Source organism: Polynucleobacter sp. AP-RePozz3-80-G7, assembly GCF_018882145.1.
Lineage (GTDB): Bacteria > Pseudomonadota > Gammaproteobacteria > Burkholderiales > Burkholderiaceae > Polynucleobacter.
In genome coordinates this window covers 36,449-58,702 of record NZ_JACVPC010000003.1, presented here as the reverse complement: position 1 = coordinate 58,702, position 22,254 = coordinate 36,449, and the positions used below count along the sequence as shown (strand labels likewise).

The window sequence follows — 22,254 nt, the reverse complement described above, 5'->3', positions numbered from 1 at the left end:
TTTTAGGAAATGCCATGGCAAGATATCAATCTGAAATCACCCAGTTCTTAACTGAACTCAAAACAGAGCATCCAAACCTCGAAGCCGAACAGCAAGCTGGTCGCGCCCTGCTTTGGGATAAAGAGCCATTAAGCGTTGAAGACCAGCGCCGCGCAAAAGCTGCAAAACTCAAGCAACGCGCCTACGTGTATTCGAATGACTGAGCCTAGCGCACAGCCGATGTCGGATTTACTAGATAGCACTCCATCAGTTACCGATGGAATGTCGGCTGCTTTCGCCAAGCTCTATGGCGAACCGCTTTTCAAGCTCCCTACCGATCTTTATATTCCACCAGATGCTTTAGAGGTTTTTCTAGAGGCATTTGAAGGTCCATTAGATCTATTGCTGTACTTGATTCGCAAACAGAACTTCAATGTTCTCGATATTCCGATGGCACAGGTTACTCAGCAGTACCTGAGCTATGTTGATCAAATCCGCCATCACAACCTTGAACTGGCAGCCGAGTATCTACTCATGGCCGCCATGTTGATTGAAATTAAGTCTCGCATGCTCCTGCCAATGAAGAAGGCAGATAGCGAAGAAGAAGTAGAAGATCCGCGCGCAGAATTAGTGCGTCGCCTCTTAGAGTACGAGCGTATGAAGTTAGCAGCGCAAGAGCTCGATCAGATTCCACAGCAAGGGCGTGATTTCCAAGTAGCACACGGTTACGTGGATACCACCGTCGCCATTGCGTGGCCAGATGTCAATGTAGAAGACTTGCAAATGGCTTGGCGTGACGTTTTACATCGCGCCAAACTCACTCAGCATCATACGATTACTCGTGAAGAATTATCCGTTCGTGACTTTATGACGCGCATTTTGCGCCGCCTACAAAGCACTAAATTTGTAGAGTTTGGTGAATTGTTTGAAGACGCTATCAAGTCTGGTAAAGGTGTTCCTGTGGTCATCGTCAACTTTATTGCAATGCTTGAACTCTCACGTGAAGCTTTGGTAGAAATTACTCAAGCTGAGCCGTATGCCCCAATTTATGTGCGTCTCGCCTACACACCTGTTGCATGAAAATCATCAGTGACATTCAAGAGTTACGTGACCATCTAAGAGGTCAAAACCGTGCCTCGTTTGTTCCAACGATGGGTAACCTTCACGAAGGCCACCTCTCGCTGATGCGCCTAGCAAGACAACATGGTGACCCTGTAGTAGCCAGTATCTTTGTGAACCGCCTGCAGTTTGGTCCTAACGAAGATTTCGATAGCTACCCCCGTACTATGCAGGCGGATATTGATAAGCTTGAAAAAGAAGGTGTGTACATCTTATTTGCGCCTACCGAGCGCGATCTTTATCCGCAGCCACAAGAATATCGAGTCGATCCACCGCAGCAGTTGGGCGACATCCTTGAGGGCGAGTTCCGTCCAGGCTTCTTCAAGGGGGTTTGTACTGTTGTATTAAAGCTCTTTTCTTGCGTGCAGCCCAAGGTTGCCATATTTGGTAAAAAAGATTATCAACAACTGATGATCATTCGTCAGATGGCTAAGCAGTTTGCCCTACCAGTCGACATTATTCCTGGTGAAACCATTCGTGCAGAAGATGGCCTTGCCCTCTCCTCTCGCAATGGCTACCTCTCAGTTGAAGAGCGCGCAGAGGCTCCAGAACTCATGAAAGCTTTAAAAGAAGTTCGTGAACGCGTGCTGCAACTCAACAATCGCAACAGTCAATCCATCTCTGAGATTGAAAAAGCAGCGGTTGCCTCTTTAGCTAAACGCGGTTGGCAACCGGACTATATCGCCATTCGTCAACAAAGCGACTTAGCACCTGCAAGCAATGAGCAACTGCAAGCTGATGAGCCCCTCGTCATTCTGACAGCAGCTAAGCTGGGTAAAACGCGTTTGATTGATAACCTCGAAATCTAAGTCTTGGGGTCGGTCGAGATATTGATCAAGCCCTTGTAAGGATCTCAATAGCTTTGATGTTATGTGCAGAGTGACCAAACCCTCTTAACAAGCTGTCACGCTGACCAATTTCAAAATCTGCAAATTCAAATCCGGGTGCTACAGCACAGCTAACTAAGCAAAACGAGTCTTGATGTATAGGTTTGGCAGCAAACCAAGTATTGGCCGGAATAGTGGCCTGCAAGCATTTCGAATTTAGCCCCAGTTGAATGGTTTGAAGTTCTTTGTTTTCATCAAAAAAGTGGATGATGACATCGCAGCCGCTATGAAAGTACCAAGTCTCATCCGATTTAATGCGATGCCATGATGAAAAGTCTTCACCCGCCAGAAGATAATAAATACTGGTATAGGCGCTCTTATGTCCCGCGCCATCAGCACTAACAAGGGTTGGCGATCGATACATTTCTCGATAAAAGCCACCCTCAGGGTGCCGCAGAAGCTTGAGAGTCTCAACTAAGGCATTCACTGTTTGCATATGTCTCTATCGAGCTCTATATATTTTTGCAGCAGCATTTTGCTCGATGACTTTTTTCTTAAAGGCTGCTATCAACGCTTTCTGATTCAGGCTTCTACGAGTCTTAAACCAGTAGAAGAAACCAAGCAGCACAAACCATAATGGCAAGAAGTACAGCGCAATGCGTGTGTTCTCATTCAGGCCTAGAGCGTAGATGACAATAGCAAAAAATATAAATGCAACATAAACCATCGTTTTACCCAGAGGAGTCTTAAACTTCGACTCATCATGAACTTGGGGTAAACGCTTGCGATACGCAAGATAGGCAAACAAAATCATCGACCAAATATAAATAAAGAGAATAGCTGTTACGCTACCAACCAATTCAAATGCGCTCATCATGGACTGTGTGGTTGTCAGTATGAGGGATGCCGATAGCACAAGCCCCGTTCCAAAAAAGATGCCTCCAGTAGGAGTCTTATGGGAAGATAACTTTCCAAAGATGGATGGCGCATGATGATTCTTTGCCAGGCCATATACCATGCGCGATGTGGCGTAGATGCCGCTATTGCTCGATGAAGTAGCCGAACTAATCACCACTCCGTTGATCAAGGATGCGGCACTTACCATTCCCACCAGCGAAAACATACCCACAAAAGGACTTTCGTCAGGAGAGATATCCACCCAAGGAGTCACCATCATTAAAACCATGACAGTGCCAATATAGAAAATCATGATGCGGAAGGGAATTTTATGAATCGCATCCGGCAGCATTCGCTCTGGATCCTTTGTTTCTGCCATCATGGTGCCAATGATTTCCATGCCAGCAAATGCGAAGATGGCGGTCTGTAAGCCACCAAGTAAGCCCGATACCCCATTAGGAAAAAGTCCTCCGTAGGACCATAGGTTACTGATATGAGCGGTAACCCCACTCGGAGAAACAAAACCGGTAATGCATAAGTAAATCCCTAGAGCAATCAGACTAATAATGGCAATGACTTTGATGATAGCCAACCAAAACTCTAGCTCCCCAAATGCTTTAACACTAAGAATATTTAAGGCGAGCAATAAAAGCACAATAGAAAGAGCGGATATCCAAGGGGGTAAGTTAGGCCACCAGAAAGCAATATAGCCAGTAATCGCAATAATCTCAGCAATCGCAGCAACGATCCAAGCAAACCAATACGTCCAGCCCATAAAAAATCCTGCTGACGGCCCCAGTAAGTCTTCAGAAAAATCAACAAAGGATTTGTAATTGAGGTTCGATAGGAGCAACTCTCCCATAGCTCGCATCACAAAATATAAGATGCAGCCAATGATGGCATAAATCAAAATGATGCTGGGGCCAGCAATCGATATGGTCTTTCCAGAGCCCATAAATAAGCCGGTGCCAATACAGCCACCGATAGCGATCATTTCGATTTGTCGCTGACCTAAACCGCGCTCTAATTTATGATGACTTTCCATACAAATCCAATTTCTGGTAAAACAAATTTAGCTGAATTCAGTTAATCGGCATTAGCACCCGTCGCTCAATCATTCTGGCAACCAAGACAATAATGGAAACTAAGAGTAAATACACCAAAGCGGTGAGTAAGTAGGCTTTGAAAAACTGAAAATTAGTGGAAGCTAACTCCTGCATTCGAGCAAAAAACTCGGTGTACTGAATCAAAAACGTAATCGAGCTATCTTTGAGGTTGCCTATCACTTGGTTGGTTAATGCCGGCACTGAAGTACGCAACACTTGCGGCAGAGTAATCAAGCAAAATACCTGTGACGGCCTAAAGCCTTGTGCCCTAGCGGCCTCTAACTGAGTCTTATCCAGGCCATTAAACGCCGTCTTTAGATATGCAGCATTGTAAGCAGCCACATTTAAGGTAAATCCGATCACTGCAACTGTGAAAGGATTCAATCGAACCCCCCACTGTGGAAGTCCGTAATACATTAAGAATAAAAGCACGATCAAAGGCATGCCGATAAAAAAGGAAATGTAGCTATTAATGGCATTGCGGATAAGGACATTTTTACTGAGCGTCAGATAGAAGACAAAAACACCTAATAAAAATCCCGTAACACTAATAACAACTGCTAATTGGAGGGTATTAGAAAGTCCAGCCAATATGAGCGGCATCTGCTCAAGAAGGTCACGCTCAAAACCGCTCCAAGATCCTGCCATGACTACTCTCTCTTACCAAAAAAAGCTCGTAGCTCTGGGTCGGAATGATTATTCGCAAGAACATCAATACGCTCATCTGCACGAATAACACCCCTATCCAAAAATAGCACCCGATCTGAAATGGCGCTTGCCAAACCCAAGTCATGAGTTACACAAATCATGGTGATTCCATTGCGATGCAGGCGATTTATGAGATCTCCAACATCGCGAGACATGATGGGATCGAGTGCTGAGGTTGGCTCATCCAACAGCAATACGGCTGGGTCCATCGCTAAAGCTCGTGCAATAGCAACGCGCTGCTTCTGTCCACCGGATAATTGAGATGGGTACTTACTTTGATGGGACGTCATCTCAAATCGAGACAACTCATGTAAAGCCTTCTCATTGGCTTCTTTAAGCCCCATACCCTCTAATTTACGCAATGCTAATGTGACATTTTCTAAGGCAGTGAGATGGCTATACAAAGCAAATTGCTGAAACACAAAGCCAATTTGCTTGCGTAATTGCCGCACATCTACATTGGGGCCCAAGATCTCATTACCCTTGAACTGAATTGATCCGGAGGTAGGCTCTACTAAGCGATTTAAGCACCTCAAGAGGGTTGATTTTCCGCTTCCAGAAGAGCCCATCAGGACCTTCACCTCACCTTGCTGCAAGTCTAGGTTAATCCCAGAGAGAACTAAATGACCCTCAAATTCCTTAGCGAGGTCTCGAATGGAAATCACCGTCATACAGCAACTTCTTTCATGTCTGGAATCTCATAATGTTTTTGAATCAACTGAACGCCGAATAATAAGATCCGATAAATCACAAAATAAAGAACTCCAACCATCAGATAAACATCAATTCCCTTTAGGGTGTTGGCTGTTAATGTCATGGCTTCCTTAGTGATTTCTGGAATACCTACGGTATAAGCAAAAGGAGAATATTTCAGCACGGAAGTAAATTCATTGACCATGCCGGGAATGGAGAAACGGAGCATCTGTGGAATTTCAATATATCGAAGCACCTGGATACGACTCATGCCCATTGCCCGTGCAGCAACTATTTCAGCTGGATCGACAGAATTAAATGCCCCACGAAAGACTTCCGTTAAGTAGGCGCCGCCTACCAAACCCAGACTAAGCGCCATCGCCATTAAGGGTGGCGGCTTAATACCTGTCCCAGGAAGACCAAAGTACACCATGAATAGGAGAACGAGTACTGGAACACCACGAAAGATGTAGGTATAGATATCAATTAGAAAAGAAACGCTTCTGATAGAGAGTCTATGTAGGCTAGAAAGGAGTAGACCGACAACAAGGCCGGTCATACTACAAACCAATGTCACGATAACGGTGTAGACAACACCCTTACAGAGTTCTAGCAGAATACCTAAAAGACTCATGACGAACTTTTACTAGAGGATTACTTCATCCACTTATCTAAGATCGCTTGAATTTTTTCTGGCCCTAACTCCGTTAAGTACTTATCAAAGTCATCACGTAACTTGGAGCCCTTGGCAAAAGCAAATCCCAACTTATCGTAACCCTTGAATACATAGGCACTTTCCAATGGAAGCTTTAGCTTGTTTTCGTAATTTAAGAACACGGGCTCTTCAATAAATGCTAAATCAATATTGCCATTCTGCAGATCAGTTACCACCTCAGCATATGAGGGATAAAGCTTTACCTTACTCAAAGAGTAGTAACCCTTAGGTTCCAGCTCATTTCTGATTAAGTCATCATAGGCCATACCACGCGGGTAGCCAATCGAATATTTCTTGAGTTGATTTAAGTCCGTAATCTTAATGTTCTTACTTTTAAGACTTACGAGATGCCAAGAGTTATCGTAATAAGGCTGAGAAAAATCCATCGCCTCTTTGCGCTTATCCGTGATTGAGATGCCAGAAAAGGCAACATCGGCTTGACCGCTTGAAACAGCACCAAGCATTCCCTGCCAATCATAAGGAGTTACTTTTAAAGTGCAGCCACGGGATTTGCAATAGCCCTGGAAAATATCCATATCGACGCCAACAATCTGACCATTTTGATCAAATAGCATTGGTGGTGACGCAGGCGATACGGCTACCTTAATTTCACTTGAATTCGTCCCCTTAGAGCAGGCAACCATTCCTAGGCTTAGGGCACAAATCAGTAATAGCAAAAATCGGCGTTTCATAGACAAAATCCTTGTAGTAAAAATCGGGGCAATTAAGCTTAAAAATATTCCGTAAATCTGACCAATAATGCACCAAGATCAGAAGCGGCACAATGAAAAGTATTTCATCAAAAGGTATTGGCAGAAAGGCTGTTTGCAAATGATGATTCTTTGGCAGGAATTGCAGAACATCACAATTCATGCCGTCATTGGGTTGTTTGCCAACCGATCTAAAGAATAAAGAACCGCCCTACTTCTAGATTCAGCTCTTTAGCCAATTCAGCACCAGTGACTTTGCCCGCAGCACCTTTAGCCTTCAGGACTTCAATCTGTCCACCGTGGCAGGTTACGAAGAAAGAATCTAGCGTGATTTGGGTTACTTCACCAGGCTTACCTTTAACGGCACCAAATGTAGCAGCTACGTGTTTGTGGCAATCGAAGATCTGCACTTTTTGCTCGCCAAACTTTGTCCAAGCACCTGGCGCTGGATTACATGCGCGAATCAGGTTATAGATTTGACTAATATGAGTCGCCCAATGAATCTGTGCAGCATTCACATCAAACCAGCCTTCATAGTTGGCCTGTGATTCATCTTGAACAACTTCTTGATGCTTACCTGCAACTACAAGATCAGCAGCCTCTAGGAGGGCTTGTACACCGATCGGGAATAAATGATCAAAGTAGATCTTGCCTAAGGTGTCATTGGGTCCAATGGCTACTTCTTTTTGCAAAATGACTTCACCTTCATCCAAGCCATCGGATGGGCGGAAGATAGTTAAACCTGTTTTCTCTTCACCTAATGCGATTGCCCAATTGATAGCGCTTGGACCGCGATATTTAGGTAGCAAGGATGGGTGATATTGGATGGTGCCATGCTTTGGAATCTTACAAAGCTCTTGCGGCACAAACTGAAGCACATAAGCCATTACACAGATATCGGCATTGGCGTCAATCATGGCTTGGGCAGCCTCTGGACCCTTCAGTGAAGCAAACTGCAAGGGGGTTAAGCCCCTTGCTAACGCAGCTTCTTTTAAGACTTCGGGTTTGCTTGATTTGGGATTATCGGGTGGGCAGAAAACAGCAACCACTTCGTCGCCGTGATCTAAAAAGGCTTCTAACGCCGCCTTACCAAAATCCGCACTCCCAATCAAAGCAACACGCATCTTAGATCACCTTCTCGTGACGTAATGCGATCAATTCATCGGTTGAGTAACCGAGCTCACTGAGAATCTCATCAGTATGCTCTCCAAGTAAGGGTGAACGCTCTACGTCAGTTGGACTATCGGACAACTTAATTGGGTTGCCAACAGTAAGGTACTTGCCACGAATTGGATGATCCACCTCAACCACTGTCCCAGTCGCGCGTAATGCAGGCTCTTCAGCAATCTCTTTCATGGACAGAATTGGACCGCATGGGATGTCATATTTATTAAGAACATCCATGACTTCAAACTTCGTCATCGTCATAGTCCACTTTTCGATCTCACCGAAGATTTCCATCAAGTGCGGCAAGCGTGCCATTGGCGATGCAAAACGCACATCGGTAATCCAATCTTCACGACCGATTACTTTACAAACAGCTTCCCAAACTGGGGCTTGTACGATCACATACATATAGGCATTTGGATCTGTTTCCCAGCCCTTACACTTAACGATCCAACCAGGCTGACCGCCACCAGAAGCATTGCCGGCGCGGGGTACGGCGTCACCAAACTCACCATTCGGGAACTGTGGATATTCTTGCATCAGACCAACGCGCTCTAAACGTTGTTGATCACGCAACTTCACGCGGCACAAATTCAATACGGCATCTTGCATCGCCGCTAATACTTTCTGACCACGCCCAGAGTGAGTGCGTTGGTATAGAGCTGTAACAATACCGAGCGCTAAATGCAAGCCTGTTCCGCTATCACCAATTTGTGCACCGGTTACCATTGGAGGACCGTCATCAAAACCAGTAGTTGATGCAGAACCACCAGCGCACTGCGCTACGTTCTCATACACCTTGCAATCTTCGTATGGACCAGGGCCAAAGCCTTTTACGGAAGCCATGATCATCATCGGATTGAGTTCCTGAATGCGCTCCCAAGAAAATCCCATGCGATCAAGCGCGCCTGGTGCAAAGTTCTCAACTAATACGTCGCACTCTTTAATGAGACGCTCTAGGATTTCTTTACCCTTTTGGGTTTTGGTATTCACGGTAATGGAGCGCTTGTTATGGTTCAGCATCGTGAAATACAAACTATCTGCATCAGGAATGTCACGCAATTGACCGCGTGTTGCATCGCCTTCACCGGATTTTTCTACTTTGATGACGTCTGCACCAAACCAAGCCAGCAACTGAGTGCAGGTTGGGCCTGATTGAACGTGCGTAAAGTCGAGGATTTTGACCCCTTCTAGTGCTTTTGCCATGATTTAAGTCCTAATAAGAATGAAATATTGAATTAAAGCAATTTTACCAGTGGGAAATGGGAGAAATTGAGGCGTGCCCGTTTTTTGGGCATGGATTCCGTCTAAACCTGCATTTACTCTTGTTAGGGTCTATGTACGGCTAAGTCTGGGGATTTTCAAGATCAGAAAGGCGCTTTTTAAGGGCCCTTTCTTCGGCAAAACGCTCTGACTCATCCCGAATGACGGCAACCACTCCGTTAGCCTTCCCCGAGGCGTCAAAGAGCATGCCTACAGTAAAAGCGATCGAAAGGGTTCTACCATCCTTATGTTTGGCTGGAACTTTTAATAGCGAAGCGCCATAGCGGGTTGTACCAGTCTTCATAGAATGGCTATATCCCTCATTGTGTTTTTGACGTTGGCGTTCAGGAACGATGAGATCTAAAGTATTCCCAAGAGCCTCTTGCTCTGAATAGCCGAAAATGCGAGTAGCTGCTGGATTCCACAGTACGATCTTTTCATGGACATCGGCAACCACAATCGCATCCCCTATGCATTCTACTAACTGGTGCAAATCAATATTGGTGTTCATGTGATCAGTCTATAGAGTTTTTGAGAAATAAAAAAGGCGCTCACTAGGAGCGCCTTTAAATTAATACCAGTGTTACTTGTTATTAAACTGCTTTGGCTGTGTGTAACTTAGCGATGTCATCAGCGCTATAGCCAAGATCAGCCAATACTTCGTCAGTGTGCTCACCCAATACTGGTGATGGACCAACTTCGATTTCCAAATCAGAGAACTTGATTGGGCTACCAATAGTCAGGTACTTACCACGTACTTTGTGGTCCACTTCAACGATAGAACCGCTCTTACGCAAGTCAGGTGAGTTAGCCAATTCTTTCATAGAGAGAACTGGAGCACATGGAATATCGAACTTGCGGAGAATGTCCACAGCTTCGTACTTAGTCTTGTCTTTGAGCCACTCTTCGATGGTTGCGAAGATGTCAAAAATCTTGTCTTGACGGGCTTCAGCTGTCATGTACGCTGGATCAGTTGCCCACTCTGGCTTACCAATCGCACGAGTAATCGGCTCCCAAGCGTGACCTTGAATTGTGAAGTAAATGTATGCGTTTGGATCTGTTTCCCAACCCTTACATTTCAACACCCAGCCTGGCTGACCACCACCACCAGCGTTACCGCCACGTGGAACTACGTCAGTAAATGAACCGTGTGGGTACTGTGGGTACTCTTCCAAGTATCCAATCTTGTCCAAACGTTGTTGATCGCGCAACTTCACGCGGCACAAGTTCAATACAGCGTCTTGCATTGAGCAAGATACTTTTTGACCTTTGCCAGTTTTTTGACGCTGCATCAATGCAGTCAAAATACCAATCGCCAAGTGCATACCAGTATTAGAGTCGCCCAAAGCAGCAGCAGAAACAGTAGGAGGACCATCCCAGAAACCAGTTGTAGAAGCAGCGCCACCAGCACACTGAGCTACGTTCTCATACACTTTTAAGTCTTCGTATGAGTGGCCATCGCTAAAACCTTTAACAGAAGCCATGATCATTTTTGGGTTCAATTCTTGGATACGCTTCCAAGAGAATCCCATACGATCCAAAGCGCCCGGACCAAAGTTCTCAACCATGACGTCAGAAGTTTTGATCATCTTCTCTAAAACTTCTTTACCTTCTTGAGTCTTAGTATCCAAAGTCAAAGAGCGCTTGTTACCGTTCAACATTGTGAAGTACAAAGCATCTGCACCTGGAATATCGCGCAATTGGCTACGAGTTACGTCGCCAGAACCTGGACGCTCAACCTTGATTACGTCAGCGCCGTACCAAGCCAACAACTGAGTACATGCAGGGCCTGCCTGTACGTGTGTGAAGTCAATAATGCGAATACCGTCTAATGGTTTAGTCATGTGTGTTTCTCCTTAAGTCTTTCTTGTTTACTTCAAATTTAGCTCAAAAATATTAACTTTTTATTACCGTTTTTTAATATCTTATTTCTTAGCAGCTGCGGTGGATGGGTTTAAGTTCGTTAAACGTCCACTCTCAGTACCTGCAGTTTCATCAATAACAGCATTGATGAGGGCTGGTTTACCGGCAGCAATCGCTTCTGTTAACGCTGCTTCTAATTCTGCTGGGGTAGTTACGTAGTAACCAACACCACCAAACGCTTCAATCATTTTGTCGTAACGAGCATCTTTCACGAACACAGTTGGTGCAACATCAGCACCACCAGTTGGGTTAACGTCAGTACCGCGGTATACGCCGTTGTTGTTGAATACAACAGTCGTGATTGGCAGGTTATAACGGCAAACTGTTTCCAATTCCATGCCGCTAAAGCCAAATGCGCTGTCGCCTTCAACTGCAACTGTTGGCAAGCCGCTAGTAACGGCCGCGCCAATTGCATAACCCATACCGATACCCATAATGCCCCAAGTACCAGAGTCAAAACGCTTACGCGGCTTGTACATATCAACGATTGCACGGCAATAGTCGAGCGTATTTGCGCCTTCGTTTACCAAGTTCACATCTGGGTTCTTCTTAATCACATCACGAATCACACGTAACGCGCCATGGAAGTTCATTGGGCTTGCTTCTTTAGCCAATGTCTCTGCCATTTTGGCTAAGTTCTTATCCTTCTTCTCAGTGATCGCAGCAATCCACTCAGCGCTTGGCTTAGGAACTACAGAGATACCCTTTAAGAGTTCACCAACACATGAACCGATATCGCCAATCAATGGGGCAGCGATTTGTACGTTGCTATCCACTTCGTTTGCTTGAATATCAATTTGAATAAATTTCTTAGGCTCTTTGCCCCAAGTTTTACCTTTACCGTGTGCCAGCAACCAGTTCAAACGCGCACCAACCAACAACACTGCGTCAGCTTCAGCCAAAACAAATGAACGCGCTGCAGAAGCAGATTGTGGGTGATTGTCTGGCAACAAACCTTTAGCCATAGACATCGGCAAGTAAGGGATACCTGATTTTTCAACTAAGTCACGAATCTCTTTATCGGCTTGAGCATAAGCAGCGCCCTTACCCAAGAGAATCAATGGACGCTTAGCGCCCTTCAACACATCTAATGCACGAGCAACTGCATCAGCTGCTGGGATTTGACGTGGAACTGGATCAATTACTTTGAAAATGGATTTCTTTGCTTCATCAGCAGGCATAGTTTGTGCAAGCAACTGAGCTGGCAAGTCTAAATAAACGCCACCTGGACGACCAGAAACAGCAGCACGGATTGCGCGAGCAAAACCAATGCCGATATCTTCAATGTGATTAATACGATATGCAGCTTTGCAATATGGCTTCGCTGCGTTGAGCTGATCCATCTCTTCGTAGTCGCCCTGTTGCAAGTCAACGATTTCACGTTCGCTTGAACCAGAGATCAAAATCATTGGGAAGCAGTTCACAGTTGCATTAGCAAGTGCTGTCAAACCGTTCAAGAAACCAGGAGCAGAAACAGTCATACAGATACCCGGCTTTTGCGTCATATAACCAGCAATAGCAGCAGCATTACCTGCGTGTTGTTCATGACGGAAGCCGATAAAACGCAAACCTTCTGCTTGCGCTAAACGGCATAAGTCAGTAATTGGAATACCAACGAGGCCGAAAATAGTATCGAGGTCGTTTGCTTTCAGGGCGTCAATGACGAGGTGAAAGCCATCGGTTAATTGTGTGTTTTGATTATCAGTTGTCATAGAAATTTATATAGAAATTGCGGGTTTGCTCTTCTAGAGCCAATGCAATTTAGCTTTCGCTAACGTCTCCAATGTAGTTATAAATCGCATAACGGGTTTTGTGTCCCGCTTAGGCTGAGATGAATATTAGGCTTGGGGAAGAGGTTCATCATTGACTTCGGTCAATTTCCCCCTAAATCCTGTAATTACGGGCGGTTTTGCCCCTTAAACAAAGAGCTCTTTATGCTTCGTTTTAAGGCGACTTAGGGTCTCAGGAGAGAGATTGAGGTAAGCCGCTAACTCCTTCTTTGGAAGAAGCTCGAATAAATCCTCATATTTACGCAAGAAACGCTCTACCCGGCCTGGAGCATCGAGCATATGCAAGGTAATGGTGTGTGCCATGATTTCACTCATCAGGCGCATCACCTCAAACTCAAAGCTCTCTTTGAGAGGTTTGTGCTCCTCCAGGAATTCAGCCCACTTCTTCATGGGCATCCGAGCTACACGCGCCTTAGTGACACACGCAATACTGTATGGGGCAGCGGTTTTTAAGCGCCATGCGGCATAGCTGGTTTCAATATCTTTTTCGATAGCAAAACGCAAAATCATCTCTTTGGCATCCGCGCTCGAAACAATCCGTTTCAGAATGCCATCCAAAACGAAGTACTGCTCCATCTGGTGATCACCTTGATGCAGCAAGATTTCTGATTTTTTGAGGTCTGCAATTTCTAAATGGCGCTCTAAATCAGCCATTGCCGAGGGATCCAAGCTTTTTAAGACCGAGTTTTGACTCAACTGCAGACGAATCAGGTTTTTTTCGGGATGCTTATCTAATACGGTCATGAATCCTTGCTCCAAGACCCTCTATTGTAGGCTTTTTTACCCCTCAAAGCCTTGAACCCCCACTTGGCGCACTTCAAATCCGCTAGAATGATGAGGTCATGGTGCTTTATTGCAGTGCAATAAAGTTAAACGGGAAACACTAAACGTGTGCTGCCCCCGCAACGGTAGGTAAATGCGTCTTTTCTAGCGGTCAAAGACGTCAGGAGTCTGACAAAGCCACTGTGCGCGTCAATCGCATGGGAAGGCCAGATTCTGATATTTACTAGCCCGGATACCGGCCAAGACAGGTGGAATTTTGCGGACGGGGACCTTCGCGCGCCAATAAAGCGCTTAGTTTCTTCATACTGCGCCCAATTGACGCCTGAACTCTTGCAAGTGAAATTCTGTTCGACCCAGCTTACGGGGAAGTGAGCTAGGCAATCGATGACAGAAAGTGGATCATGAAGCAGCAGTTCAACAACAAAAAAGCCGCACTCCTTTTGGGTGCCCTCATCAGTATTAATGCCTTCGCACAAAACAACGCACCAATAGTTTTAGCAAGTGTAACTAGCCCACTTAACCCCATCATCGTCACCGCAACGCGCATGCCAACCAAAGCGAGCGATGTATTGGCTGATAACGTTTACATTGGCCCTGAAGAAATCGAGCAAGCCGGACAGACGAGCTTGGTTGAATTACTGCAACGACAAAAGGGTGTGACCATTTCTAGTTATGGAACAGGCGGATCCAATGCCAGTGTTTTCTTAAGAGGCACTACTAATAATCAGACTCTGGTATTGATCGATGGCGTTCGTATTGATGATGCAATTAATGGCGGCACCAACTGGTCAGTCATCCCACTGACGATCATCGATCATATTGAAATCGTATTTGGCCCTCAGAGTAGTCTTTATGGCTCTGATGCCATCGGTGGAGTTGTGCAAATCTTTACCAAAAAAGGTGATGGGCCCGCTAAGGTAGGCGCTTCTTTTGGATATGGCAGTTACGGCACGAGTATTAGTGAAGCCAGTATTAATGGATCTACTCAAGACGATCAAAAAATTCGCTACTCGCTTGCCGCAAGCCAAACCCTCTCTATGGGCTTTAATACCATCGCACCTAACAATAAGGATGGGCTTACCGCATCAGGCAGAACGGGCTACGCTCAAGACAGCATTACTGGCAGACTATCCCAGGAGTGGAGTAAGGGACAAGAGTTTGGATTGCAGTTTTTAAATAGTCGCCTGAATAACCAACTGCCCGGGTTTGATCCGCAAGAGTTTTTATATCAACAAACTCAAAATCAAGTTTCTCAATTGGGAACCTATTCCCTCTACTCTAAAAATCAAGTGATGGAAAACTGGCGCAGCCTCCTGCAAGCATCCGCACAAACAGGAACCGCACTAAACCATGCTCCTGGCACACCAGATAATCCAGCATACGACAGCACCCTGAATCAAAGACAAAATATCTACACCTGGCAAAATGATTTCGCTATTGGCGCTGATATTTTGCAAGTATTAGCGGAAAGAAAAACCCAAAAAGTTTCCAGCAATCAATTGGACTACAACAACGGTGACTTCAACAACTTGACAGCGCCCTACCCTTTTTTGGGCTTTAGTCAAACCCGTAACACCAATTCAGGTGCTATTGCTTATCAACTGAAAAGAGAAGCGCACTTAGCTAACTTCTCACTCCGCAATGACAGCATCACAGGTTACGGACCACAAACTACAGGCGCAGCAGCGTACGGCTACTTCTTCACCAAAGAATGGCGTGCGAACATTAACTATGGAACTGGCTTTAGAGCGCCAACATTTAATGACCTCTACTACCCAGGATACGGAAATACAGCCATCCTTCCTGAGAAAAGTAAAAATACTGAAGCAGGACTTCATTACGAAAAACCAGGTCTTGATGGGCATGTCGTGGTCTTTAGTAACTCCATCTCAAACTTGATTCAAGTTAGCAATTCTGACACGTGCCCGGTGGGAACGGGCATCTTTGGCTGTGCATCCAACGTGGCAAGCGCCAAAATTACTGGTAGCACTTTGAGCGGTACCGTACAAATGTCCTCACTCAGCTTAAAAGGCTCCTTCACACAGCAAAACCCAGTAAACGAGAGCACTAATAGCACTCTGATAAAACAAGCTAAGCAATACGGCAATGTGGCAGGTGAATATCTTTATCTCAAATTAACTGCCGGGATCGGGGCCACCTTTTCCGGAAGAAGGGATGATTTTCAGGGTGCGAACACCGGCATGGGCGGCTACACCATCTTTAACCTCTATGCCAACTATGATTTAGAGAAAGACTTTAGCGTCTTTGCCCGCTGGAATAATGCCTTAAATAAGACTTACCAACTTAGTTATGGCTATAACACCCCGGGCTCAAACGTATTTGTAGGACTACGTTACGCCATGAAATAAGCTCTTTTTTCAGACTACAATGCCAGTATGAGCGAGACCCCCCCTCTTTCCACTGGCGACCTAGCCTTAGGTATGGATGCGCTATGCGCATCCATCAATCGAGTGGCTGGAAAAATTCAGGTTATTGCTGAAGCTGTGCAAAGCATTAATCAAAATCGAGTGCAGCTTGAGGGTAAGATTGATGAGGCACAAAAGCGAGTTCAACGCATCTTGAGTCGCCTGCCAGAACAAAGCGACGGTCGCCAACTCAATCTACTTGGCGAAGCTATCCCACCAAATAACCCTGAGGATGACAATGAGCCAACAACGCATTGAGGTAAGTCTTGCCGGTCAGAAAATTACTCTGGCAACTAGTGCCGAGCATGAGCCATTACTCCGTGCAGCGTGCGTCTTGGTAGATGAACAAATTCAACTGGCTATTAATGGTGGTAACCGCAGTATTGAAAGAGCGAGCATGATGGCCGCACTCAAAATTGCTGGCGATCTTATTACCTTACAAAAAAATCCATCACAGCAAAGCAGTTCTTCCAATGTCAGCACAGATGAAGTTACTCGCCTACAGGGTGAGATTCGTGCACTTGAAGACCAGGTAGATGCTTTGATGCAAACCCTTTCCCTGCCTGGTTCGCCAAGGCCAATAGTTCCTTGAACCGATGCGCAAGCATCCGGAACGATCTTTACCTTGTGGGCGCGAGCGTTTTGCAAGTTCACAGTGCCAACTTAGACTTGGTTACTCCCTGAGCCTCTTAATGCACCCGAAACAGAGTAGCCGTTCCACCTTGAACCTTAGGGTTCAGGATGACGGCCTAGCGGCTAAGGCGGGGAATTCATGTTACTAAACGACATCTTGATGTTGATGTTGTGTGGTGCCATCTCTGGCTACCTGGCAGGACTGCTGGGTATTGGTGGCGGTATGATCCTGGTGCCCTTCATGATCTTGGTTTTTAATCATCTAGGATTTAGCCAAGAAGTGATTGTGCACATGGCCATTGCAACAGGCATGGCCACCATACTGTTTACAACCACCTCCGCAATTTGGGCGCATCACAAACATGGCTCGATTGATTGGAAATTAGTTTCTTATTTAAGTCCCGGAATGATTTTTGGTGGATTGGTTGGTGGCAGTGAATTATTCGAAGCACTCAAGACCTCATGGCTCTCACTCTTCTTTGCCGTCTTTATTGTTTACACCTCAATCCAAATGCTGCTCAATAAGAAGCCTAAAGCAGGTAGAGATTTGCCTGGGACGCTTGGTTTATTTTCTTTTGGCACCTTTGCTGGAGCTCTTGCAAGCTTAGTAGGCGCAGGCGGGGCATTTATTACTGTGCCATTTATGCTTTGGTGCAATGTCAAACCGCATACAGCGATGGCTACTTCATCTGGCTTGGGTTTTCCAATTGCAGCAGCAGCAACTATTGGCTATATGTATGGAAGCTGGGGCAATCCTAATCTTCCGGCAGGCTCTCTGGGCTTTGTTTATTTACCGGCGGTTGCGTGCATTGTGACGGTCAGTATCTTTACTGCACCCTTGGGTGCAAAGATGGCCAGAAAACTCGATATTGCTCAGCTCAAACGAGTTTTTGGCATCATGCTTTTTTTCCTTGCAGCCTTCATGTTTAATGAAAGCCGCAAGGCATTCGGCTTCTAATTACGCCGTGTACTGCTGACGCAAAATATTCTTTTGCACCTTACCCATAGCATTACGAGGTAAATCAGCAACAATCTCTACGCGCTTTGGAATCTTAAAGTTTGCAATTTGTGTTTTCAAAGTAGCAATCATTGCTTCTGCATTGAGTTTTGCTCCGGCCTTAGGCACTACTACTGCCATCACTGCCTCACCAAAATCAGGGTGCGGAATACCAATCACAGCACTTTCATCAACACCAGTCATGTCATCAATGAAACTTTCGATTTCTTTCGGGTAAACGTTGTAGCCACCAGAAATAATCAAATCCTTGCTGCGGCCAACAATGCACAAGTAATCATTTGGAGCTTTACCACCATTGGCATCGCCACCCCAACGACCGACGTCGCCAGTTTTAAACCAGCCGTCTTTGGTAAATTCTTCAGCAGTCTTCTCAGGCATACGCCAGTAGCCAGCAAATATATTCGGACCCTTCACTTGAATACTGCCGATCTCGTTTACTTTGCATGGCTTATTATCTTCATCAACTACACGCACCTTAACGCCAGGCAATGGCAGACCAACCGAACCACCTACGCGCTTGCCTTTGTAAGGATTGGAAACCAACATCACCGTCTCACTCATGCCATAACGCTCAAGAATAGGCTGGCCAATCACTTCTTTGAAGGTATTAAATGTTTCTGTCAGCAAAGGAGCTGAGCCGGAAACAAATAGGCGCATATTGCTTGCTACTTTTTTAGTAAATCCTTTGTCAGCCAATAGACGTACATAGAATGTAGGTACACCCATCATCACTGTGGACTGTGGCATGTGCTTAATCAGCTGTGCCGTATCTAAACGTGGCAACCAAATCATCTTGCTGCCATTAATCAATGCGCCATGCGCCGCCACAAACAATCCATGAACGTGGAAGATAGGTAAAGCATGTAGCAATACATCGCCTTTTTTCCAGCCCCAGAACTTTTGCAACACTTGTGCATTGCTGCCAAGATTCTTATGAGTAAGCATTGCGCCTTTACTGCGTCCTGTTGTACCAGAGGTATACAGAATCGCTGCAAGATCATCATCTTTTGCTGGAATAGTCTTGAATTTGTCGCTCAGATTTCCTGCACGCTCTAATAAGGTACCCGTACGATTCTCATCCAGCGTAAATACATGCTTAGTGCCAGCCTTGGAAGCCACCTTAGAAACCCAAGAGAGATTCTTGCTGCTGCACACAACCACTGCGGGCTCAGCATTCTCTAGGAAGTACTGGATTTCAGCTGACTGATAAGCGGTATTCAGCGGCAAATACACATAGCCCGCACGAATCGTTGCTAGATAAAGAAAAAGTGCTTCAGGAGACTTCTCAACCTGCACTGCAACCCTGGCTCCTTTTGGAAGCTTCAGGCTAGCAAGTAAATTGGCAAGCTTGGCGGTTGCTGACTCAAGGTCACCCCAAGAGTAATAAAGACCGTCGTGCGTCTCGAGAGCGCACGCTTTTTTATCCTTTGGAAAACCTTTTTCCAATACTGAATACAAATTCATGAAAATATTCCTTGATTTCTTAAACTAGAGGCGCACCCATTACCCAATTAGATAATCCAGTGGCGATTTCTGGGAATACGCAAAGCAATACAACAGAAAAAAGCATGATGAATACAAATGGCATCACGCCGTAGATGATTTCACGCAAGGTGATATCAGGGGCAATATTCTTAATAACGAAAATATTCAGACCAACTGGTGGATGAATTAAGCCCGTTTCCATCACAATAGTCATCACCACGCCAAACCAGATTAAATCAAAGCCAGCGGCACGCAGAGGTGGCAAGAAAATTGGCGAAGTCATCAAAATAATTGAGACGGGTGGCAAGAAGAATCCTAGAACGATCACCATCAGTAGAATGGCCCCCAATAACACCCATCTAGAAGTATTTAGATCAACAATTGCCTGTGCAGCAGACTGACTTAAATGCAAATAACTCATCACATTTGCAAATAAGAGGGACATCCCAATGATGAACATCAACATCGCGGATTCGCGGATCGTGACATCTAACAAGGGATATAAATCCTTGAAACGCCACATCTTATAAATCACTGCAATTAATAAAAATGCAAAGACTGCGCCCAAGCCCGCTGTTTCAGCAGGCGTTGCATATCCTCCGTACAAGGCTACCATTACACCAATCAATAAAACTAAGAAAGGCAGCACTCTAGGCAATGAGCTCATTTTTTGCTGAATGGTGTAGGTTTGACGCTCCAATATGGGCGTAGAAACCTTAGTGACAGCATAAGCTTCGTAAGCGCTGGTGTACTCTTTACGGAAGCGATAGACGGTGTATGCGGAAAAGAATATGACCAGCATGACGCCAGGGCCAATGGCCGCCAAGAATAAGCGCCCCAATGATTGCTCTGCTGCCACAGAATATAAGATCATGGTGATTGAAGGTGGCAATAAAATTCCCAAGGTGCCACCAGCAGCAATAATGCCTGCTGCAAAACCTGGAGAGTAGCCGCGCTTACGCATCTCAGGAATTCCTGCGCTACCAATCGCAGAACAAGTTGCAGGGCTAGATCCGGCCATAGCAGCAAACAGCGCACAAGCAAATACGTTCGCAACTCCTAAGCCGCCAGGTATCTTACCCATCCATACATGAAGAGCATCATACAAATCCTTGCCCGCGCGTGAACGGCCAATAGCGGCGCCTTTCAAGATAAACAATGGTATGGACATCAAAGTAATGCTGGACATTTCCTCATACACGTTCTGCGCAACCGTATCTAATGATGAAGCAGGCATGAAGAAATACATAAAAATAATTGCAACAATACCTAAAGCAAAAGCAATTGAAATCCCTGAAAACATAATCACAAGGGTTACAAAAGCAAATAAAAGACCAATGGTAAGAATAGACATATTAGTGACCCCCACTCACAACATCAGTAGTGATCGTTTTTCTGATGAAAATTTGTAGAAATAGTTGAAATGTGAGTAATGCCATGCCAGCAAACATCATAGAATAGGGAATCCACAAAGGAGGAGCCCAAGTGGAGTTGGTTACTTGACCATCTACCCATGCTTCCTGAAGCAAATCCCAAGTTTTCGTAGAAAAAAAGGCAAAAAATAGGCAGGAAATCACATCAATAACAATTCCGCGTACTTTATTAACTGGGTGAGGCAACAGGCCCTCAATTGCGGAAATTCCTATATGGCCACGTCTCTCTTGCACATATGAACTGCAGAGAAAAGTTACGCCCACCAAGCAAAATAGAGCGGCCTCATCTTGCCAGTCGTTAGCCGTATGAAATAAACCACGAGACATAACGCTGTAACTCAGAATGAGGGCCGCAGCCATCAGGGCGAGTGAGCCCAGTAACACCAAGAATTTATTCACTGCCGACATCACCCTGTCGGCAGCTTCTAGAATCAACATCATTTTATGAAAGCTTTTCTGCCGAGCGCATCATTGCAGCACAAGTTTCATTACGCTCCGAGAATTCTTTCCAAGCAGAATTCTTAGCCACTGCCTTCCATTTATCAACTACCGACGTATCCATTTCAAAAACCTTGTTGCCGGCTTTAGCAAATGCAATGGATGCATCAATATCATCCAACTTGGCCTGTTCGGTACCAAATTTTTCCATATCCACCCCAACCGCCATAATGACGTCGCGTTGTTTTGGTGTTAAAGAATCAAACACCGTTTTTGACATCATGAGTGGCTCTAACATATACCAATAGGATTTATTTTTGGCGGAGGTAAAGTTTTTAGTTAACTCCGCAAGCTTGAATGACATTAAGCTTGCTGATGATGTGTAGGCTGCCTCTAGTGAGCCGGTTTGCACGGCCTGATAAATCTCATTCGAAGGAATCGAGGTCATTACGGATGCACCGGCTGCCTTAAGCATGGCATCAAATTCACGACTGCCACCCCTCACCTTAACGCCCTTAACGTCGTCCGGAACCACGATAGGACCAGAACGTGTAGCAACGCCACCAGCCTGCCACACCCAACTAACAATCACAATACCCTTGGACTCCATGACCTTATTCAAGATCTTACCAACTTCAGCATTTTTCCATTTAGCGCCCTGTTCATAACTAGTAACTAGCGCTGGCATTAGACCAATGTTAGCCTCAACAACCTCTCCACCCGCATAAGGCATTGGGTAGAAACTAAAGTCAAGAGCGCCTTTGCGGAGAGCGCTAAATTGAGCATTTGTTTTCATTAATGAGGATTGCGGATAAACGTCAAACTTCAATTCGCCGTTTGTTTTTTTAGTGACCTCTTCACCGAACTTCTTGCATAAACGATCACGGAAGTCTGTGCCACTTGGAAATTGGTGAGAAATCTTTAAACTTTTAGCGCCTGATTGAGCAAACGCGCTCAGATCGTAACCAGCAACGGATGCTCCAGCCGCACCCAGCAACAATGTGCGACGCAATTGAGAAATTTCTTTTGAATCTGTCATGCTCATCTCCTAAATGACTATTATTTTTCTACTTACTACTGTGGGTACTGCCAGTTTTGTAGCCGCTGGCTTCTTCATGTTCCATTCTAAAGCGAATACTCT

The 22,254-nt window shown here is 45.3% G+C and carries 22 protein-coding genes, 1 other RNA gene, 1 pseudogene and 1 riboswitch; of the genes and pseudogenes, 8 read left to right on the top strand and 16 right to left on the bottom strand.

The window, feature by feature from the left end:
* The first annotated feature begins 14 nt into the window (after window positions 1–14).
* Genes ICE90_RS07490 through panC form a run of 3 tightly spaced genes read left to right on the top strand, consistent with a single transcriptional unit; the run spans window position 15 to window position 1,907 of the window.
* Window positions 15–203: a DUF3460 family protein gene (locus tag ICE90_RS07490; RefSeq protein ID WP_215320373.1), complete on the top strand. Its 189-nt coding sequence runs from the start codon at window positions 15–17 to the stop codon at window positions 201–203.
* Entirely contained in the window at window positions 196–1,059 is an 864-nt protein-coding gene (locus ICE90_RS07485) for a ScpA family protein (RefSeq protein WP_215320375.1), read from the top strand. The genes ICE90_RS07490 and ICE90_RS07485 overlap by 8 nt, the downstream gene beginning before the upstream one ends.
* Window positions 1,056–1,907 (top strand): pantoate--beta-alanine ligase, encoded by an 852-nt coding sequence (gene panC, locus ICE90_RS07480; protein WP_215320378.1) that lies wholly within the window; start codon window positions 1,056–1,058, stop codon window positions 1,905–1,907. The genes ICE90_RS07485 and panC overlap by 4 nt, the downstream gene beginning before the upstream one ends.
* A gap of 25 nt (window positions 1,908–1,932) precedes the next feature.
* Here panC and ICE90_RS07475 read toward each other — a convergent pair whose 3' ends face one another.
* From ICE90_RS07475 to ICE90_RS07420, 12 genes are all read right to left on the bottom strand, one after another.
* Complete coding sequence (locus ICE90_RS07475; RefSeq protein ID WP_216191784.1) at window positions 1,933–2,421, bottom strand: cupin domain-containing protein; 489 nt, start codon at window positions 2,419–2,421, stop codon at window positions 1,933–1,935.
* 6 nt (window positions 2,422–2,427) lie between these two features.
* A complete protein-coding gene (locus ICE90_RS07470; protein WP_216191782.1) occupies window positions 2,428–3,867 on the bottom strand; it encodes an amino acid permease in 1,440 nt (479 codons plus the stop codon).
* Window positions 3,868–3,904: 37 nt separating this feature from the next.
* Window positions 3,905–4,576, bottom strand: a complete 672-nt coding sequence (locus ICE90_RS07465; RefSeq protein ID WP_216191780.1) for an amino acid ABC transporter permease — start codon at window positions 4,574–4,576, stop codon at window positions 3,905–3,907.
* A 2-nt stretch (window positions 4,577–4,578) separates the two neighbouring features.
* On the bottom strand, window positions 4,579–5,307 hold the full coding sequence (locus ICE90_RS07460; protein ID WP_216191778.1) for an amino acid ABC transporter ATP-binding protein: 729 nt from the start codon (window positions 5,305–5,307) through the stop codon (window positions 4,579–4,581).
* The gene (locus tag ICE90_RS07455) at window positions 5,304–5,963 is read right to left on the bottom strand and encodes an amino acid ABC transporter permease (RefSeq protein WP_216191776.1); all 660 of its coding nucleotides are present in this window, start codon (window positions 5,961–5,963) and stop codon (window positions 5,304–5,306) included. The genes ICE90_RS07460 and ICE90_RS07455 overlap by 4 nt, the downstream gene beginning before the upstream one ends.
* A gap of 20 nt (window positions 5,964–5,983) precedes the next feature.
* Window positions 5,984–6,736 (bottom strand): transporter substrate-binding domain-containing protein, encoded by a 753-nt coding sequence (locus tag ICE90_RS07450; protein WP_215320391.1) that lies wholly within the window; start codon window positions 6,734–6,736, stop codon window positions 5,984–5,986.
* A 209-nt stretch (window positions 6,737–6,945) separates the two neighbouring features.
* A complete protein-coding gene (locus ICE90_RS07445; protein ID WP_216191774.1) occupies window positions 6,946–7,878 on the bottom strand; it encodes a methionyl-tRNA formyltransferase in 933 nt (310 codons plus the stop codon).
* 1 nt (window position 7,879) lies between these two features.
* Entirely contained in the window at window positions 7,880–9,127 is a 1,248-nt protein-coding gene (gene frc, locus ICE90_RS07440; RefSeq protein WP_215320395.1) for a formyl-CoA transferase, read from the bottom strand.
* A 139-nt stretch (window positions 9,128–9,266) separates the two neighbouring features.
* A complete protein-coding gene (locus tag ICE90_RS07435) occupies window positions 9,267–9,695 on the bottom strand; it encodes a PAS domain S-box protein (protein WP_216191772.1) in 429 nt (142 codons plus the stop codon).
* An 82-nt stretch (window positions 9,696–9,777) separates the two neighbouring features.
* Window positions 9,778–11,028, bottom strand: coding sequence for a formyl-CoA transferase (gene frc, locus ICE90_RS07430; protein ID WP_215320399.1), 1,251 nt, complete (start codon window positions 11,026–11,028; stop codon window positions 9,778–9,780).
* Window positions 11,029–11,109: 81 nt separating this feature from the next.
* Window positions 11,110–12,819 carry an oxalyl-CoA decarboxylase gene (gene oxc, locus ICE90_RS07425; protein ID WP_215320401.1) on the bottom strand — a complete coding sequence of 570 codons (1,710 nt, stop codon included), beginning with the start codon at window positions 12,817–12,819 and terminating at the stop codon, window positions 11,110–11,112.
* Between the two features lie 204 nt (window positions 12,820–13,023).
* A complete protein-coding gene (locus tag ICE90_RS07420; RefSeq protein WP_072583791.1) occupies window positions 13,024–13,641 on the bottom strand; it encodes a Crp/Fnr family transcriptional regulator in 618 nt (205 codons plus the stop codon).
* An 82-nt stretch (window positions 13,642–13,723) separates the two neighbouring features.
* Window positions 13,724–13,939, top strand: a riboswitch (cobalamin riboswitch).
* 142 nt (window positions 13,940–14,081) lie between these two features.
* Here ICE90_RS07420 and ICE90_RS07415 point away from each other — a divergent pair.
* The 5 genes and pseudogenes from ICE90_RS07415 to ICE90_RS07395 all read left to right on the top strand — a co-directional run bounded on the left by ICE90_RS07415 (window position 14,082) and on the right by ICE90_RS07395 (window position 17,697).
* Entirely contained in the window at window positions 14,082–16,049 is a 1,968-nt protein-coding gene (locus tag ICE90_RS07415) for a TonB-dependent receptor domain-containing protein (protein ID WP_216191770.1), read from the top strand.
* Between the two features lie 27 nt (window positions 16,050–16,076).
* Window positions 16,077–16,364 (top strand): hypothetical protein, encoded by a 288-nt coding sequence (locus ICE90_RS07410; protein ID WP_215320406.1) that lies wholly within the window; start codon window positions 16,077–16,079, stop codon window positions 16,362–16,364.
* A pseudogene (locus ICE90_RS10895) lies at window positions 16,339–16,560 on the top strand (cell division protein ZapA); the annotation flags it as partial. The gene ICE90_RS07410 and the pseudogene ICE90_RS10895, both read left to right, overlap by 26 nt.
* A 99-nt stretch (window positions 16,561–16,659) precedes the next feature.
* Window positions 16,660–16,878: non-coding RNA, 6S RNA (gene ssrS, locus ICE90_RS07400), on the top strand.
* On the top strand, window positions 16,879–17,697 hold the full coding sequence (locus ICE90_RS07395; protein ID WP_215320408.1) for a sulfite exporter TauE/SafE family protein: 819 nt from the start codon (window positions 16,879–16,881) through the stop codon (window positions 17,695–17,697).
* On the opposite strand, the gene ICE90_RS07390 is transcribed toward ICE90_RS07395, so the two are convergent.
* From ICE90_RS07390 to dctP, 4 genes are read right to left on the bottom strand one after another with little or no spacing between them, the layout of a single operon-like run.
* Window positions 17,698–19,227 (bottom strand): malonyl-CoA synthase, encoded by a 1,530-nt coding sequence (locus ICE90_RS07390; protein WP_215322332.1) that lies wholly within the window; start codon window positions 19,225–19,227, stop codon window positions 17,698–17,700.
* A 13-nt stretch (window positions 19,228–19,240) separates the two neighbouring features.
* A complete protein-coding gene (locus ICE90_RS07385) occupies window positions 19,241–20,596 on the bottom strand; it encodes a TRAP transporter large permease (protein ID WP_215320410.1) in 1,356 nt (451 codons plus the stop codon).
* 1 nt (window position 20,597) lies between these two features.
* A complete protein-coding gene (locus ICE90_RS07380) occupies window positions 20,598–21,116 on the bottom strand; it encodes a TRAP transporter small permease (protein ID WP_251368446.1) in 519 nt (172 codons plus the stop codon).
* Window position 21,117: 1 nt separating this feature from the next.
* The gene (gene dctP, locus ICE90_RS07375; protein WP_215320412.1) at window positions 21,118–22,152 is read right to left on the bottom strand and encodes a TRAP transporter substrate-binding protein DctP; all 1,035 of its coding nucleotides are present in this window, start codon (window positions 22,150–22,152) and stop codon (window positions 21,118–21,120) included.
* Window positions 22,153–22,254: the final 102 nt, after the last annotated feature.